The sequence below is a fragment of the Cognatilysobacter bugurensis genome, from assembly GCF_014652095.1.
GTDB lineage: Bacteria > Pseudomonadota > Gammaproteobacteria > Xanthomonadales > Xanthomonadaceae > Cognatilysobacter > Cognatilysobacter bugurensis.
In genome coordinates this window covers 284,024-300,890 of record NZ_BMYD01000003.1, presented here as the reverse complement: position 1 = coordinate 300,890, position 16,867 = coordinate 284,024, and the positions used below count along the sequence as shown (strand labels likewise).

Sequence of the window (16,867 nt, the reverse complement as noted above, 5' to 3'; positions counted from 1 at the left end):
CTGTCGCCCGTCCGCCCATTGCCCGCGCAGCTCGGCCCACTCGATCGCTCGATCGCTCGATCGGCCGAGACCGGGGCCGACGCAGCGAAGCGCCCACGCAGCGCTCCACTGCAGTCGAAGATCAGCTTTCCGCGACGGGCTCGCGAGCGTCGTGCGAATCGCCGAGCAGCGCGAGATCGCGCACGTTCTTCTGCACGGCCACCGATCCGAACAGCGCGAGCAGGAACGCCATCGCGTAGAAGCCCTTCTCGCTCAGTGCCAGCGTCGCGTTCCACAGCCCGATCGCAAGCAGCATCACGCACAGCCCCAGCGACACCCAGCACAGGCCGTAGTACAGGCCGGTCACGGGCACGCCTTCGAGACGGTCGCGCACGGACTTCTGCAACGACACGGCCGAGAACAGGCCGTACATCAACACCGTGAAGTAATAGCCCTTCTCGTTGAGCGCCATCGACGCGTTCCACAGTCCGACGACGAAGGCGATCACGCCCGCCGCCAGTGCCAACCACGATGCCCCAATAAACGCGCCCGTCGGGCGCTGGATCTGACGGTGAATCACGCAATTCCCCTTTGCTTGGTTGGAAGGCCCTGTTGCGCTCCGGATGTCCGTGCCGGGCACCCGCTCCCCGCGGATGGCGCAACGCGGCGACTATAAATCAGGCCGCCGGCCCCACCCGCAGCGCTGCGCGAATTTCGACGTTCGCGCGACACGTCGCGGTCGGACGATGCCGGTTTCGTGCTCATCCCTGGAAAGGCGGGCCTGGTCGGCCCCAAAGCGCGCTCGTCGCGATGCGCTGGCGCCGGCGCCGCGGGCCCGGCAGCGTTGAACGGACGAGGCCGATCGCATTGCGCGGTGGCACCGCCTCAACCACCGCTCATGCGTTTCACGGAGGAAGCAGATGGCCAGCTCGCGTACACGCGCCTGTACAAACAGGCTCCACAGCCACCCACGAGTGCCAGCCCCCGCCGGCAACCCGCGTGCGCGGGCCGACCGCAGGCTCCACCGTTCCCGACAGGCCGCGGCAATCGCCTGCGCGCTCGTGCTGACCGGCGTGCTCGGCCGCGCGCACGCCGACACCCCGCCAGATGCCTGCGCCGCGCGCGGGATCCCGCCAGCCGAGCGCCTGGTGCAAGCGCCTTTCGAGACGGTCGACGGGCGCATCTACGTGCAGGCGCGCGTCAACGGCCAGGGGCCGTTCCGCTTCGCCGTCGACACCGGGGCGAGCGGCATGGGGCGCGCCGATGCGAGCCTCGCCTCGCAGCTCGGGCTGGTGGCGAGCGGGCAGGCACGCACCTCCGACGGCGTGCAGACTGCGGAGGTCGTGACCACGCGCATCGCGTCGATTGAACTCGGCGGCCTGATGCATCGCGACCTGGACGTCATCACCCGCGACTACAACGCCCGCAATGCGCCCGAAGCCGCGTTCGCCGGGATCATCGCGCGTGACTTCTTCGCCGACGGCCTGCTCGTGATCGACTATCCGAACAAAACGCTGATGTTCACCCGCACGCAAGACATCCCGGCCAACGCGACCGGTGCGCTTGCCTACGAGCGCGCGTTTCGCATCCCGGTGCAGATCGGCAACGTGCAGGCCATCGGGCAGCTCGACACCGGTGCAAACGTGCACTTCGTGCTGCCGCGCTCGCTGTATGACCAACTGCCTGCCGGTGAGCTTCACGATGCCGGCCGCGGACGCCTGACCAACGGCGACATCGAGACGCAAGGCACACGCGTGCACGGCCCGTTTCGCATCGGTGACGTGAGCCTGTCGGATGTCGACGTGCGCGTGTCGGAGCGGTTTCCCGAACTGCTCGTCGGTGCACGAGCATTGCAGGATGCGGTCGTGCTCATCGACCAGCGCTCCAAGCGCGTGGCCGTGTGCAGGTAGCTCGACTCCTGCACACGGCAGGTCGGCGGACCCATCCATAAAACGGACCAGACCCGACTGTCGCCTCGCATCCGCGCCATCGTCGGACGAAGCTCGCACGCCGTCGCCAGCGAGCTCATCCAAGGCAGGACGTCACGCCGTGGCACGCGTCGAACGGGTCTGTCACGTTCGCGCGCACAGCCTCGCTTTGGCGCAGTATTGTCCTGCACCGCGGCGGCCGCCCCGCCCCGCGGAACTGGATACGGAGACGGCTGCCATGCTCCAGGACTGGTGGAAAGGGTGGGTCTCGCTCGCCGCCGCTGCGAGCGTCGTGGCGTGCTCGCAGGCGACGCCGGTCGCAGCCCGCTCGACGAGCGATGCAGCGCCCGCGCGCGGTGCCTCCGGTACTGACGCCTCGGCGTCGAGCGCCGCCGCACGGGCGTTTCTGGCCACGCTCAGCGAACGCCAGCAATCCATCGCCGTGCATGACTTCGCCGATGACGAGCGCACGGCGTGGACATACCTGCCGCAGGGACGCGCCGGCCTTCCGCTGGAGGCGATGAACGCCGCGCAACGCGCAGCCGCGTTCGAGCTGCTCGGCACCGGATTGAGCGAACGCGGCACGCAGCTCGCACGGGGTGTCGTGGAGCTCGAAGGCACGCTGCGCGACGTGGAAAAAGCGGCGGGAAGTTTCTGGGCATTCCGACGCGATCCGGAGCTCTACTACCTGGCCTTGTTTGGCGCGCCGCGCACGCCGCCGTGGGCCTGGCGCTTCGAGGGCCATCACCTGTCGGTGAACGCGACCGCACTCGGGCCGCACGGCCAGATCATCGCGCCGCTGTTCGTCGGCGCGAATCCCGCGCGCGTGCCGAGCGGGCCACGCCGGGGCTTTCGCCTGCTCGCTGCGGAAGAGGACCTCGCATTCGAGCTGCTCCGGATGCTCGATGCGCCTCGGCGCGCCCGCGCCGTGATCGGTGCGACGACACCCGGGGACATCGTGACCGGCGACGACCCCGTCGTGCGTGCGATGGCATTCGCGGGCCTGCCCGCGGCGGACATGACGGTCGACCAGCAACGTCAGCTGCGCCGCCTGCTCGAGTGGTATGCGGGGCGCATGGCGGACGCCGCGGCAACGAAGCAACTGCAGCGCATCGACGAGGCCGGGTTTGGGCAGCTGCATTTCGCGTGGGCGGGCGCGCAGCAGCCCGGTGCGCCGCACTACTACCGCGTCCACGGGCCTACCGTGCTCGTCGAGTACGACAACTCGCAGGACGGCGCGAACCACATCCACACGGTGTGGCGCGATCTCGAAAACGATTTCGGCGGCGACCTGCTGCGCAGGCACTACGCCTCCGGGCCGCACCCCCACTGAGCCTGCCTTGCCCGCCAATCGAACGGGCGAGGCTGGAATTTGCAACGAGCGGGTCTCGCACTTGAAGCGGGCTGCTTGACGAACGGGCGCCTCGCTGAACACGCGGCGCCGTCGCAACGGACGCCTTGCGATCGCGCTCACAACCCGGGTCGTAACGTCGCTCGAGCTTCCGACGGTCCTGCCCCGATGACCCGCTCGATCGTGCGCCCTGCTTCGCTGCCAACGCGGCGGCCGCGCCCATGAACCCGCCGCTTCCCGACAGCTGGGCCGCAATCGCCGCGCTGCTGCTAGGCGTGCTGGTGATCGTGCTCGGTCTCGTGCTGTGGTCGGTCCGCCGCCACACCGACCCCGTGCTGCGCATCGGCTGCGATCAACCGATCGACGAACTCGTGCCGTCGCTCGCCGGCCTGTCGCTCGGCACGCCGGTTGCCGGCAACGCAGTCGAGCTGCTCGAGAACGCCGCGTTCTTCGACGCCATGCTCGCGGCCATCGGCACGGCGCAACGCACGGTGCACTTCGAGACGTTCCTGTGGAAGGATGGCGCGCTCAGCGGGCGACTCGCCGCGGCGCTCGAGGAACGCGCCCGTGCCGGCGTCGCCGTGCGCGTGCTGCTCGACGCGATCGGCAGCAAGCAGGTGCGTGGCCCGATTGCCGAGCGCCTGCGCGCGGCTGGCTGCCGCGTCGAGTTCTTCCACAAGCGATCGCTGCGCCACCTCGGCATGCTCAACGACCGCACCCATCGCAAGATGCTGATCCTCGACGGCCGCGAGGCCTTTGTCGGCGGCCACTGCATCGTCGACGACTGGGCGGGTGAAATCGGCCGCGGCGGTGTGGCCGACATCAGCCTGCGATTGCAGGGCCCGATCGTGCACACCGTGCAGGCAGCTTTCAGCGAGAACTGGATGGGCCACACCGGCGAGATGTTCGCAGGCGACGCCGTGTTTCCGCCGCTGCCGGCGGCCGGTGAAGTCATCATCCACGCCGCGTTCGTCAAACCCGAAGGCTCGGCGCCGGCAGTCAAGGTGTTCCACCACGCGGCCATCTGCCTCGCCCGTGAGCGCATCTGGATCCAGAACCCGTACTTCATCCCCGAGCCCGACACGATCGTCGCGTTCGGCGAGGCAGTCGCACGCGGCGTCGACGTGCGGGTGATCATGCCGACGACCGGCAGCTCGGACAACGCGATGGTGCAACACGCCGGCCACCGCAACTTCGAGCGGCTGCTGCAGGTGGGCGTGCGCCTGTTCGAATACCCGGACGCGCTGCTGCATCAGAAGGTGATGACGATCGACGGCGTGTGGAGCGCGGTCGGCTCGAGTAACTTCGACGACCGCTCGTTCGAGACGAACGACGAGATCACGCTCGGCCTCCTCGATCCGGGGCTCGCCGGCCAACTCGACGCGATCTTCGAGCGCTACGCAGCCGATGCGATCGAAGTGAAGCTCGATCAGTGGCGCCGGCGCAGCCTCTGGCACAAGCTGAAGGACCACGCGGCTTACAGCATCAATGAGTTTTTGTGAGGGACGCCGCCGCGCGGGCCTCGTCGCAGAAACCGACGCGTCAGCCGGTGGCAAAAACGACGGCATCCGCTGCATTCCAACTTACGCAGCAGCGCCTTTATTGCGCGGCCGTACGACCCGTTGCCCGTCGGCCGCTCAACCCGCCGGCGTGATCCCCAGCTGTCGCTGCTGCGACGCCGAATCGCGGGCACCCCAGCGGCGGCGGATGCGGCCGTCGGCGATCTCGAAGAACTCCATGGCGACCAGCTCGTAAGTGCGGTGGGTCGGCGCGTGCCCGAATGCGGGCGCGCGGAAGGTCCCGGTCTCGGTATAGCGCACGGCGACGGTGTTGCCCTCGACCGCCATCTGCTCAATGCGCAACTGCATGTCGTAGCCCTCGATCAGTTGGCGCCATACCGCGGCAATGCGGTCCCAATCCTGCGCCACGCCGGTGACGCCCTGGATCACCGCGTCGTCGGCGAGCAGCGCGCGAAGAGCGTTCAGATCGCCGCGGTTGAAGGCCTCCACGTACGCCAGTACGACGGCCTTCGGAGATACAGCGATGTCGGACGTCGATGTCATTACAGGGGTCCCCGATCCAGGAGTGGCGTATGCCGCGCGTACCAAATGGTCGTTCTTCGCAAAGGCAACAGCAAATGGCCCGTCTCGCGATTAGACGACCGGATGCAAGCCGGTTTTTCGAAGACGCGAACCCGGCCCTTTTGCGCTCACGAGCACAGGACGCGAGAAGCACCCTCGGTCCCTACGCGCCGGAGCAAACGACCGCCAAACGCCCGACAATAGGCATTGCCTGGGCGTGGCGCGTCATGCGTATGCGCCCTCATCGCCAACGGCCTTAAGTGACATTGACAAGGAGTCCCCGTGAACCCATCTCGCTCGATCCTCACCGTAACTACCGCGCTGCTCGTTGGGTGCGGGTACCAAGCCGAGGTCGAAACCCTCAAGGCTCAACTGGTAACCGAGCAGATCGAACAGTTCACGCAGAAATCCTTATCGAGCGTTCGGCCCTACATCACAGGCGAGCGCGAGCTGGGCGAGCTGAAGAACGACCCGCTGTTGAACGGCGATCTCGCTGCGGGCGTGTCGGCTGCGAAAGCCATGTCGCGCAGCTTGGTGGCCCAGCTCGATGCGGTTGAACTCGATCCCTCGCGGCCGCTTGGCGCCTGCAGGGATGCGCTCGTCTCAACCACGACGCTTCTGGACGCTGTGCACGAGAGCGCGCAGGCAGGACGGCCTCTGGTCGCCCTGCTTCCGCAGCTCGATGAGGCGGACCAGCATGCACGCAGCTGTGCGATCGCCAGCGCGAGCGAAGGCTTGCCGATTATTGGGCTGCTTTGATCGCGCAAGCAGCGGGGCGTGTTCAAGCTGCGGAGACGTGAACCTGAGCCTTTGTCCGTTTTGCTAATCGGCCCGCGTCACGCCATGCCAGTACGCGGCGAGCGCGACCGACGCGAGCGCGAAACCGACCATGGTGCCGACTGCGGCGTAGCCCAGCACGACGGCAAGATCGCGATCCGCCACCCGCGCACCGTTCAGTACGGCGCCCAATCCGGAGACGATCGACAAGACGACAACGGCCGCGACAGCACGGCGCGCTTGCCTGGGCGCGAAGCGCCGGTCCGCCGCAGGGTGGTTGCGCCACCATCGCACTGCCACCCAAGCGATCACGAGCGCGCCTACCGCGGTGCTCGCGTGCTGGAGCAGCTGGTACCAGCGAAGCCCCGACAGCACGGCCGGCAGCGCAACCGACGCAAGAGGAGGCAGCAGGCCGACGAAGAAGCCGTCGGCATGCGTGAACGCATCCCACGTCACGTGGCTCACGGCCCCAAGCAGCACCGCCAGCGCGCCCGCACTCCAGCTCGCGTCGCACCGAGGCGCAGTGCCGGCGCTGAGGCCCGGCGGCAGCAGGTCGTGCACCATCGGCCGGATCCATGCGCGATAAACGCCCCACACGACAAGCCCGACCGGCAAACAGAACAACAGCAGCCCCATCGGCGTGTGCCCGAACTCGCCGCGCGGTATGAGCCGCAGCAGGTACTCGAAATCCGGCGACATGCTGCCGATGACCAGTGCGGCCAGCGGCATTCGTGGCCAGGTGCGTTCGAGAAGCAGCGCGGCGGCGGCGTGGGACGGTGTCAGCGGCATTGGGCGAGTCTGAAGGTGCAATGTGCCGCAGTCAGCGGTGCGGTGCGGTGCGGTGCGGTGCGGTGAAGGTACCGTGCGAAGCACGGACAGATCAGACCGTTCTGGATCGGGTGGAGTGGACCTGAACCCTTCGTTGCGCGGCGCCCAGGGATTCGACAGGCTCTCAACACCGCCGCGCCTACCGTCGCCGCATGCCACTGTCCATCGACGCGTCGAAGAAACGTCTCGGCCTTGCGGTCGCGGCAGCACTGGCTGCAGCGCTCGCGGCAACGCTCGCGTTCGAGCACTTCGAACGCGAGGATCCGGAGCCGCCGGCCGTCGCGTCCGACGCGGCCCGGTCGCCGCTCGTGCTCGACCGCGTGCGCGTGCGCGCGCCCGCCGTGATCGACGAAGCGCCCGGCATCGACGACGCGCCCACCGATGCCGTGGTCGCCGAGGCGCCGCCGCCCGATGAGGACGGGTCGCCGGAAAAAGAGCCGTCAGGCGACACGGCCGTGGTGATGGCGCCGCCGGACCGGCCTGCAGCGCCGCCGGCCCAGCCCGAGCGACGCGAGACCGAGCGGCGCCCGCCCGCGGCGCCGCCTCCCGCACCGCGCCAAGACATCGCGCGCACGGCCGACGCCACGCCCGATGCGGGGCTGGCGCGGCGGCTCAACCGCGAAGGCATCGAGCTCATCAACGCGGGCCGGCCCGAGCAGGCGATCGCACCGCTCGAACGCGCGGCCTCGCTGCAGCCGCGCGATGCGGAGATCCTCGGCAACCTCGGCTATGCGTACATGCTCACAGGCGAGCACGACACCGCGAGCCGCCACTTCACGCGCGCGCTCGACTACGCCCCTACCCGCTCCGCGACCTGGCTCAACCTCGGGCAGACCTACGCGGAGCTGGGCCAGCGCGATCGCGCGGTCGACGCCGTGGTCACCGGATACCGGCACTCCACGCGCAAGGCGTCCGTGCGCACGGCGCTGCTCGCGGCCGCCACCGGCACCCGACACACCCCGCAATGGCGCGAAGCCGCAGGCCTGGCGTTGGCGCGGATCGGTGATGGTTAACGGGTAAATGGGCGGGAGGCGATCAGCTCGACTCCACTGCTCCGTCCTCTTTGATCCCAGCCGCGCGATCGGATTCGATGCGCGGCGTCGTGCCTGGACCCATGGTGATCGCAACGAAGCACGAGGGTCGGGTTCCCCATCCGGAGAAATGCGCCTGGCACTTCTCTCGACGAGATAAATGACCTTGCCCTGTTTTGTGGCGACTTAGAAGGTCACCACCACCGACGACGCGCTGCGCCGCGATTCGCCATGAAACACGGCTTCGATGTTGTTGCCGTCCGGGTCGAGCAGAAACGCGGCGTAGTAGCTCGGATGGTAGGGCCGCTCGCCGGGCGCGCCGTTGTCGGTGCCGCCCGCGGCCAAGCCCGCGCGGTGGAATGCGTCGACCGTCGCGCGGTCACCCGCCTGGAATGCGAGGTGGTGGCGCCCGGTCAGCCGGCCCTGCGCTGCGTCGCTGTCGGCGGTGGAGACGAAGAGCTCGTCGTACCAGAAGTAGTCATCGCCCTCGCCGCCAAGCGGCACGGCAAGCACCTGCATGAGCGCGTCGTAGAAGCGTCGGCTTGCTGAGAGGTCGCGTACGACAAGGTGCAGGTGGTCGATCAGGCGACCGCGGTGAAGCTGCTGGGTCTCCATGGATGCGCTCCGGGTGGGGAGGCCGCAGTCTAGGCCCCGCGCGGGCGCCCTGCGTCGACGCGCATGGCCGGGCGCCGTTCGCGTCTCGGCATACGAGCAACTGCTCAACGCGCCGCTGCCCACGATGAATGACGCGGCCCCGGAGTGGTTCTGTTCGCTCGCTGCGCTCGGCCTCGGCGCACGAATAAAAAGGCCGACGCCGATCAGGCCGACTTAACGGCCTCCGCCGCGTTTGACCACGGGTCCTGCGTACTTGGGACGACCTGAGTTCCACCCCTTTTCTAAGCTCGAGGCGGGGCTTGGCACTGCTCTGCCGTTGCTCTACCGTACCAACCTCAAGGCTTGGGGAAGCCGATGTTCCGAACCACACTGGTGCTGGCCGCAATGCTCGCGGCGGGCAGCGCATGCGCGCAATCAACCGATGCCTTGAGCGACCCGTCCGGCGTCGCACCGGCATCCGGGGAAGCGTCTGCGAGTTGCGATTGCATCGCGGCCGGCACGCCCGTCGATCTCGAAATTCTCGAAACCCTCAATTCCGCACGGCATAAACGCGGCGACCGCTTTGCGATGCGGCTCGCGGCTCCGCTGTCCGTCGATGGACGAACCGCGATCGAACTGCACGCCCCTGTCGCCGGGGAAATCGTCCATGCCGCCCCCGCGCGCGGTGGTGGCAAACCCGGTGAACTGCTTATCGCGGCGCGCCATGTCACCCATGGCGAACAGCGGGTCGCGTTGCGCGGGCTGAAGCTCGGCGTGAGCGGCCAGAGCAATGCCGAACTTGCGCTGGCGGTGTCATTCGCTGCCGGCCCGTTCGCGATGTTCATCCGGGGCCGCGAGATCGAAATCCCAGCGGGCACCCGCGTGCACGCGAAGCTCGTCGCCGATCTGCCGCTCGAAAGCGCGGCGATTGCCGCATCAACCGAGCCAACCGATTCAACCGACGTTCCATCCAACCAGGAGTAAACCGATGCGTTCGATGATGCCCCGTTCGATTCTGTGCGCAGTGCTGCTCGTCCCCGCGTTCGCCATGGCGCAGGACACCGAGACTGCGGCCGCAACGTCTGCACCGGCGGCCGTTGAAGCGGTATCGCCCGGCAACGGCCTGATCAGCGCCGCGCCCGCCGACAAGGGCCAGATCGTGTTCTTCCGCGAGTCCAAGATGATGGGCGCGGCCATCGGCTTCAAGGTGCGCGAAGGTGAGACCGAACTGGGCAAGCTGCGCAATGGCAAGTATTTCGTCGTGGCCGTCGAGCCGGGCACGCACGAGTACGCCGTGCAAGGTGAAACCAAGGACCTGCTGACCATGGAAATCGAGCCGGGCGAGACCTACTACGTCAAGGGTTCGTTGGGCATGGGCCTCGTCGCGGGCCGTCCGAACCTGGCGCCGTCCGACGAGGCCACGTTCATGGGCATGTCGAAGAAGCTGAAACTCGCGAAGTAAGCTCGGAACAACGCAAAAGACGGAGGCCGCGCGAGCGGCCTTCGACAAAGAAGGCGGGGGCATTTAGCTCGACTCGAATGCCTCCGTCCCTTCTGGCTCCACTTGGCTACGTCCGATCCCCCGGGTCATTCGATCACCCTGCCTTGGCGATAGGTCATGCAGCAGGTAGTGACCCAACTTCCGATTGCGGACGCGGCGTTGCGGGTCTATCGAGCGCTTGAGCTGGGACAACCGCTGTGATTCCGGGCAGGCCGTCCGGTCATCGCTCAGGGCCGCTCTCCGAAGCAGCCCCCTATCAGACGGGCGGCACGCCGGGCGGGCAGTACGTGACCTCGAAGCGGATGCCGTCGGGGTCGCGCATGAACAGCGCGGTGACGTCGCCGAAATGCTGCAGCTCCGGCACGTCGAAGCCGGCCTGTTGCATCGCGGCCCGAACGGACGCCACCTCGTCCGCCGAGCGGGCGGCAAAGCCGACATGGTTCATGCCCGCACCGTAGCGCTCGTACCGCGATGTCCCGGGACGCGCCTCGCCGAACTGCAGGCAGACGCCGTCGCCGTCGGTCCAGACATGGTCATCCCGCTTGGTGAATCCGATCAGCGGCAGCAGCGCCTCGTAGTAGCGCATCGACGTGTCGAGCGATGTCACGAGCAGCGTGATGTGGTCGATGCGCATTGCTTGGTTCTCCGACTGCGGGGCTCATCAGCCTCGACGCTGCTTGCCAGACCCCGTTGGGTGAGGCGGAAAGGAAATGAACCTAACCCCTTTTCCCTGACGCCTCACGCTTCAGTTGCTCCGCCCGGGCCCACAGAGCGTCGAAGATTTCGAAATAGGACCCGCTCTCTTCGTCGCCCATCGAAGTGTTCGTGAAGAGGATGACGCCGACCTCCCTCTTCGGATCCGCGAGCATCATCGTTCTCACTCCGGGGTCGGAACCGTTATGCCCGATCCGGGTGATGTCGTACTTGGTGGCCCAGAAGATGCCGGAGTTGACGGAGTCGTCCCCTTCGATGTTCACGTTGCCAGGCTTGTTCGCATTCGTGTACTGAAACCTGAGCATCTCCCCGGCCGCCGGCTTGTCGAGGATCCGCGCGCCTTCGTACTCGCCGTCGTTCAACAGTGCGGTGAAGAACCGTGCGAGATCGGAAACCGAGGTGCGAACTCCGCCGTCCGGATATGTCGTTAATTCGTACAGCGGAATCGGAATGCGCGGCCCTTGCGCCACGTACAACCGTGCGAGCTTCGCGGGCGGAATTTCCGAGAGAAACCAGCCCGAATTGCTCATTCCCAAGGGAGTGAAGAAGTGGCGTGCGGTATACGTGTTCAGCTTCTCGCCGACGGCGCGCTCCACGATGTAACCGGCGAGTCCTGCGCCGATATTCGAGTACTCGCGGTGCGCACCGGGCCTGGCCTTGAGGAAGTTGGCGTCCGAGTAGTGCCTGCCGTCGCGGGTGAAGTAGCTCTCCAGAAACCCGCCGAGGCTCTCTGTCGGACCGCCACCGAAGTGGTAGTTGCTCTCATAGACAGATGGCCGATCTGTGATCCCGGAGGTATGCGTCGCCAGCTGCCTGAGCGTGATGGGCTCGTCGGGGTGATGCGGATTGACCACCTTGAACGGGAGATACGCGTTGATATCCACGTCCAGGGAGACTTTTCCCTCCTGGACAGCGCGCATGAGTGCCGCGCCGGTAAAGGTCTTGCTGATCGATCCAATGTTCATGACCGTATCCGGGGTGAACCGGATCGCGCGCTCCCTGTCGGCGAAGCCGTATCCCCCGGTCCAGACAACTTTCTTGTCCACGATGATAGCGGCGCCCACGCCCACCATTCCGCCGTCTTTCATCCGTTGCTCGATGACCGCGTCGAGCGCAGCGCCTGCATCCGAGGTGCGCGATTCAACCTGCGTTGCGGCCGAAACCAGGCCGGAGAACAGCGCGGCCATGGCGGCCACCACCGATACGAGCTTGTTTCTCGTGTCCATATGATCCTTCACGGGTACGTTTACGTCCAAGTCGTGCGGCGGGACCGGTTTGGACTTTACCGGCTCGCTTCTACTGTGGGTTGCGTGTGCGGCCGTATACGCGCAACGGGTCAGGGTCGTATTCCAAAAACCGGGGTCAGAGTCGGCTTTCTAGCAGGGACGAGAGAAAGACCACTCTGCCCCCTTTTTTCGACCGCTTTTTGGATCTTTTTCTCGGTCGATATCTAATCGTAAGCGATCTTACGTACACGCTTGGCTTCCATTTGGTAGTGAGCCTGCAGGCTGGTTAGCAGCTCATCTACCGCAAAGAACAGCTTTTCATTGATGGCGCCAAATTCCGCCTTCCTCTCTCGAAGCACTTCGCGCATCAGGTCGCGCCTAACTAGCTGGAAGTTTTCGAAAGGCAAATCCGTACTGGTTGCCGCCCAGCTATCTCTCGTTTGCAGATAGAAGAGCTCAAGACGACTCAGCTTCTTGTCGCGCTCAAATGATCCCTGATGAATGATCGAATTCCTGTCCTGCTGCTTATCACGTATAGCGCGCTTAACTGCCTTTAGACGAGCCGGGACGTCTGTCCGAGACACTCTAAGATTGCTAACGACAAGCGCGTGGCTGACATTCGACGCCTGGATGCACAAGTGGAAGATCGCATTTGTAAGCTGTAGCGCTTTGTCGTACGTAGATTGCAATCGGATGAGGTAATTTTCGATCGTATACAAGAGATAGTCGGCCCGTGTTATCCCATTGCGCCGAGCTTTTCCGCCGTAATTGAAATCGGAAATATAATAAATGCAATGATCTAGCTGCTCTGTCCACGTGATCAAATGGGCTAGCGCATAGCCAACGCGGCGCACGTAGAAGGTGTACTCATTCAGCTCCTCTTGGCTCGCATAGAACGAAGCACCTCCCGCTCGTGTCTCCAGATTCGAGATGTCTTCAAATAACGCCGCAAGAAACGGGTGCTTCTTCAGACGGTGCTCGAAATCCTCTGCTCGACTAGTCATCACATGATGCTTATTGATGAAGACAAAAGGGTCAGGTTCAATTTCCCGAGAAATGAACCTAACCCTTTTATTAAACCTGACCCCAACTTTCTTACGGGCTACGCTGGCTCATCTGTGCCATCGGCCTCGCCTTGGCGACGCGTTGCAATCGGTCTGAACATTCCTCCGACAACCGTCCCGACCGTCACTGACGCTAATCCGGAATCCATCAAGATCAGGTCTGCAGCAGACTCCATCAAGGAATGCCCGCCACCCGAGCTGACGGCCTTGCCAGCATCCTCCTTCGAAACAACCAGAATCAGATGAAGCTGATCAACTTCACCTTGCAAACTAGAGAGCCCATCCGCAATCTGGCGTAAGTATCTTGGTCGCTTTAAGTTCAACCATGAATCTAGGCGCTTTATCTCAAACCCTTCGACACCGAAGTCATCGACTGAAATAAGCTCGGGACCTGGAAATTCACCTTGTTCCGATTGCCTACCCGTCGCAGCGAGCCATCGTTGCACCGCCGCGCTAACCTCACGATGCGGAATCGGCAGGCGCACTTCATCTTTTAATGTCCGATAAAAGCGTTTAATCGGAACATTCAGGGTGAAGCTAGAGGCGACATCCCTTAACTCATCGAGCGACTCGGTAGACACCTGCGCCGCCTGACCTACTTGATTGTTCGCATACTCGACAAACTGCACAAGCGAGTACATCCAGAAGTTCTCAACCCCCGCAACCCGCCGCATCTCCGCAACAAGTTCCGGATGGGGCCCGATGGTCTTCCCCTGGACCTGCAGCCACCAATCGTCCTTCTTATCTGACGTAATAAAAATTACCGAATTCGAGCCGATAGACCGAACGTGCTCCAGTGTTTGCCGCCAAACAATCAAATCACCGCATTTCCTTGAGTAGGTTAGCCCGTCAGCTACAAAACGAGCACTCTTCGGGTCGCGATCCTTGTCTAAGTCATTAAACCCGGGAGGAACGCGCAACGAGTACCTTTCATCTGCTTCTCGTTGCAGCTCTTCCACCGCAGCTTGGTCAGCGGGCCGCGGCCCCACCTTTCCTGCAAACAGCTCATCAATTGAATCGCGGACGCTGTCCGCATGAGATAGCGCCAGTTGCTTGTCTTGCGCTTTCTTGACTGCGTCACTTAGGTTGCTGTGTGCGTTTTCCAGCGCCTCAAGAAGCGGAGCAGATCGAACATCAATCCCTTGTCGATCCAAGTCGAGCTTTTCAACGCGACCTCTTACGACTGCAAGAGCGTCTTGGCACTCTTTCAGCGTGTCATCTACGAGCTGCCTCTGAGATACGATTACACCCAGCCGATTACGCTGAAACTCAAGTCCAACATGATAAGGAATCCAAATCCGATCAGATAACTGCTTCAACAATGCGACTGTCTCAGCTCGTGCCTGGTCAGGAACCCGGTAAAGGTGTAACAACGCATTCGTGTCGAACACGAAAAGAGCGCGCCCCCATAGCTCCGAGAGCCTTGCTTTATCTAAACCGTAGCACCACGCGAAATCTGATCTCACGGTTGCCTCTCACCGAAAAACCCAAGCACTTAGAAAGATTGATCCAGTTCAATTTCCTATTTTATGCTCACCCGCACTTGCTATACCCACAGTTCAAGCAAGTCGCACACCCATCCATGATCACCACGGCCTTCTGGTTGCACTTGTGGCACATCACCGCCGAGGGCGGGAAGCTCGCGCCTTCGCCGGTGACTTCGACGTCCTCGCTGCGCGGCTCGGCGTGCACGCGCGGCTCGGGGAACAGGTCGCCCGCCGGGCTTACGTCAGAGTTTTTTTTTGAGGTGAGCGCGTCGTACTGCTTGCGCTTCTCGGCGATGAGCGCGCGGGCTTCAAGGCTCATTTCCGGGTCGTGGATCATGCCGATCGACTTGAGGTGGTCTTCGACCACGGCGCCGATCTCGGCGACCAGGGACGGCATGTACACGCCGCCGGCCTTGAAGTAGCCGCCGCGCGGGTCGAACACGGCCTTCATCTCGTCGACGAGGAAGGTGACGTCGCCGCCCTTGCGGAACACGGCCGACATGATGCGCGTGAGGCCGACGATCCACTGGAAGTGGTCCATCGACTTGGAGTTGATGAACACCTCGAACGGGCGGCGCTGCTCGTGCTCGGTGCCGGGGTTGAGCACGATGTCGTTGATGGTCACGTACATCGCGTGCTCGACGAGCGGCGTCTTGATCTTGTACGTGGAGCCGATGAGCACGTCCGGGCGCTCGACGCGCTCGTGCATCTGGATCACCTCGGCCGCCGGGCGCGCCTCGGGCTCGGCGCGCGGCGCGGGCTGCGCGGCTTTCGCTTCCTTCGCCTTGTCCTCGGGGGTGACGACGGCGTAGCCCTTGATTTTCTTTTCGATCTTGACGGCCATGGGTGTCCTGCTGCGGCGGTGCGCTCAACGCGCGGTGGTGTGGGTGGCGCGCCGGCCGCGGTCAGGCGGCCGGCGCATGGGCAACGCGGTTACGCGCGGCCCGGGTTCTTCCATGCGGTGCGGCCCGCGGTCCGGCCGGCGCTGCGGCCGCCGCCGCGCGTGGAGACCGAGCGCGTGCCGACGCCCTTCTTCGTCGCGGCCTTCTTGGACACGCCCGAAGCGGACTTGGTGGCGGCGCGGCCGGCGCTCTTCTTGGCGACGGTCTTGCTGCCGAAGGTCTTCTTGGAGGCGGTCTTCTTGCCGACGGCCTTTTTGCCGATTGCCTTCTTGGCGGCGAACTTCTTCGTGGCGGTCTTCTTGCCGACCGCCTTCTTGGCGACGGCCTTCTTCCCGACGGTCTTCTTGGCGGCGAACTTCTTCGCTACGGCCTTCTGACCGACCGTCTTCTTGCTCGCGACCTTCTTGCCGACCGTCTTCTTCGACGCGGCCTTCTTGCCTGCGGCCTTCTTCGCGATGGCGGTGCGGCCGGCGTTGACGGCACCGGTGCGCTGGGCGGCGTTGCGCGAAGCGGCGCCGGCGCTCTTGTTGGCGACGATCTTCTTGGTGGCGAACTTGCGGACCGGCAGCTTCTTGGTCGTGGTCTTCTTTGCGGCGGCCTTGCGCAGCGAGGCCTGCTTGGCGACCGACTTCTTCGTTGCAACACCGCCCGAACCGCCGGCGGCGGACTTCGTCGCGGCGCTCTTCTTGGTCGCGGCTTTCTTCGTCGCGCCCTGGGTCACCCCGGCGCGCTTGCCGGCGGCGGCCTGGGTGCCGGCCGACTTCTTCGATGCGGACTTCGTGACCTTCGTCGCGGCGCCCGTGGACGCGGCGCCCGCGGTTGCGCCCTTCTTCACGGCGGCGCTGCGGCCGGCCTTGCGGGCGGTGGTGCCGGCGCTGCCGGCGGCGGTCGTGCGACGCGTGGCCTTCTTCGTCGCGCCGGCGCTTGCGCCCTCGCCTTCGCGCGCACTGTCGCTATCGGTGTCGTCGCCGGTGTCGACCTGACCCTCGCCCTCACCCCGGCTCTCGTCGTCATCCGACGCATCGCCACGGGCCTGCTCGCGCGCCTCGCGGCTGGCGACTTCGAGCTGGCGCTTGGCGGTGTCGACCGCTTCGCTGACCGCCTGGCGTGCGGCGTCGGCGGTTTCGACGACGGCGGCGATCGCGCTTTCAGCGGTTTCGACGACGGCCGAGACCGCGCTGCCGGTGGTTTCCGCGATCGCGGTGCCAATGTTGGTCGCGGTCTCGGTCACCGTCTCGGCGGCCTCGGACAAAGTCGCCGTGACGCCATTTCCGTTGCTCTGCATGTTGCCCTCCTTGCGGGCGATGTGAGTGCTGGATGGTGCTGCCGGGCGAAGCTATACCCGCGGCGCGCGCAACGAACGTGAAAGCTCGCGCTAGGACCGCCGGGCGGACGCGCTGAAAA

Annotated in this window: 17 protein-coding genes; 7 read left to right on the top strand and 10 right to left on the bottom strand. The window is 65.0% G+C overall.

Going from position 1 to position 16,867, the window contains the following annotated elements:
• Positions 1–121 precede the first annotated feature (121 nt).
• On the bottom strand, positions 122–556 hold the full coding sequence (yiaA, locus tag IE075_RS10795; RefSeq protein ID WP_189456685.1) for an inner membrane protein YiaA: 435 nt from the start codon (positions 554–556) through the stop codon (positions 122–124).
• 397 nt (positions 557–953) lie between these two features.
• Here yiaA and IE075_RS10790 point away from each other — a divergent pair, with 397 nt between their 5' ends.
• From IE075_RS10790 to IE075_RS10780, 3 genes are all read left to right on the top strand, one after another.
• On the top strand, positions 954–1,889 hold the full coding sequence (locus IE075_RS10790) for an aspartyl protease family protein (protein ID WP_229792468.1): 936 nt from the start codon (positions 954–956) through the stop codon (positions 1,887–1,889).
• Positions 1,890–2,145: 256 nt separating this feature from the next.
• Entirely contained in the window at positions 2,146–3,240 is a 1,095-nt protein-coding gene (locus IE075_RS10785) for a DUF3500 domain-containing protein (RefSeq protein ID WP_189456385.1), read from the top strand.
• A 239-nt stretch (positions 3,241–3,479) separates the two neighbouring features.
• The gene (locus IE075_RS10780; RefSeq protein WP_189456383.1) at positions 3,480–4,760 is read left to right on the top strand and encodes a phospholipase D-like domain-containing protein; all 1,281 of its coding nucleotides are present in this window, start codon (positions 3,480–3,482) and stop codon (positions 4,758–4,760) included.
• A 135-nt stretch (positions 4,761–4,895) separates the two neighbouring features.
• On the opposite strand, the gene IE075_RS10775 is transcribed toward IE075_RS10780, so the two are convergent.
• The gene (locus IE075_RS10775) at positions 4,896–5,321 is read right to left on the bottom strand and encodes an ester cyclase (RefSeq protein ID WP_189456381.1); all 426 of its coding nucleotides are present in this window, start codon (positions 5,319–5,321) and stop codon (positions 4,896–4,898) included.
• Between the two features lie 300 nt (positions 5,322–5,621).
• Here IE075_RS10775 and IE075_RS10770 point away from each other — a divergent pair, with 300 nt between their 5' ends.
• Positions 5,622–6,098, top strand: a complete 477-nt coding sequence (locus IE075_RS10770; protein WP_189456379.1) for a hypothetical protein — start codon at positions 5,622–5,624, stop codon at positions 6,096–6,098.
• A 63-nt stretch (positions 6,099–6,161) separates the two neighbouring features.
• On the opposite strand, the gene IE075_RS10765 is transcribed toward IE075_RS10770, so the two are convergent.
• The gene (locus IE075_RS10765) at positions 6,162–6,905 is read right to left on the bottom strand and encodes a DUF4184 family protein (protein ID WP_189456377.1); all 744 of its coding nucleotides are present in this window, start codon (positions 6,903–6,905) and stop codon (positions 6,162–6,164) included.
• 191 nt (positions 6,906–7,096) lie between these two features.
• Between IE075_RS10765 and IE075_RS10760 the strand changes: the two genes are divergently transcribed.
• Complete coding sequence (locus tag IE075_RS10760; protein ID WP_189456375.1) at positions 7,097–7,957, top strand: tetratricopeptide repeat protein; 861 nt, start codon at positions 7,097–7,099, stop codon at positions 7,955–7,957.
• A gap of 204 nt (positions 7,958–8,161) precedes the next feature.
• Here the strand turns inward: IE075_RS10760 and IE075_RS10755 are convergent, their stop codons facing one another.
• Complete coding sequence (locus IE075_RS10755) at positions 8,162–8,590, bottom strand: VOC family protein (RefSeq protein ID WP_189456373.1); 429 nt, start codon at positions 8,588–8,590, stop codon at positions 8,162–8,164.
• Between the two features lie 372 nt (positions 8,591–8,962).
• Here IE075_RS10755 and IE075_RS10750 point away from each other — a divergent pair, with 372 nt between their 5' ends.
• Together IE075_RS10750 and IE075_RS10745 are read left to right on the top strand one after the other, a co-directional pair.
• Positions 8,963–9,553, top strand: a complete 591-nt coding sequence (locus IE075_RS10750) for a hypothetical protein (protein WP_189456371.1) — start codon at positions 8,963–8,965, stop codon at positions 9,551–9,553.
• Between the two features lie 16 nt (positions 9,554–9,569).
• Positions 9,570–10,031: a DUF2846 domain-containing protein gene (locus IE075_RS10745; RefSeq protein ID WP_189456369.1), complete on the top strand. Its 462-nt coding sequence runs from the start codon at positions 9,570–9,572 to the stop codon at positions 10,029–10,031.
• 295 nt (positions 10,032–10,326) lie between these two features.
• Here IE075_RS10745 and IE075_RS10740 read toward each other — a convergent pair whose 3' ends face one another.
• The 6 genes from IE075_RS10740 to IE075_RS10715 all read right to left on the bottom strand — a co-directional run bounded on the left by IE075_RS10740 (position 10,327) and on the right by IE075_RS10715 (position 16,748).
• Complete coding sequence (locus IE075_RS10740; RefSeq protein ID WP_189456367.1) at positions 10,327–10,704, bottom strand: VOC family protein; 378 nt, start codon at positions 10,702–10,704, stop codon at positions 10,327–10,329.
• Between the two features lie 82 nt (positions 10,705–10,786).
• Complete coding sequence (locus IE075_RS10735; protein WP_229792466.1) at positions 10,787–12,022, bottom strand: serine hydrolase domain-containing protein; 1,236 nt, start codon at positions 12,020–12,022, stop codon at positions 10,787–10,789.
• A 212-nt stretch (positions 12,023–12,234) separates the two neighbouring features.
• Positions 12,235–13,014, bottom strand: coding sequence for a Cthe_2314 family HEPN domain-containing protein (locus tag IE075_RS10730; protein ID WP_189456365.1), 780 nt, complete (start codon positions 13,012–13,014; stop codon positions 12,235–12,237).
• 98 nt (positions 13,015–13,112) lie between these two features.
• Complete coding sequence (locus tag IE075_RS10725) at positions 13,113–14,465, bottom strand: PIN-like domain-containing protein (RefSeq protein ID WP_229792465.1); 1,353 nt, start codon at positions 14,463–14,465, stop codon at positions 13,113–13,115.
• Positions 14,466–14,607: 142 nt separating this feature from the next.
• On the bottom strand, positions 14,608–15,405 hold the full coding sequence (locus tag IE075_RS10720; RefSeq protein WP_189456361.1) for a TSCPD domain-containing protein: 798 nt from the start codon (positions 15,403–15,405) through the stop codon (positions 14,608–14,610).
• Between the two features lie 89 nt (positions 15,406–15,494).
• Positions 15,495–16,748, bottom strand: coding sequence for a histone H1-like repetitive region-containing protein (locus IE075_RS10715; protein ID WP_189456359.1), 1,254 nt, complete (start codon positions 16,746–16,748; stop codon positions 15,495–15,497).
• Positions 16,749–16,867: the final 119 nt, after the last annotated feature.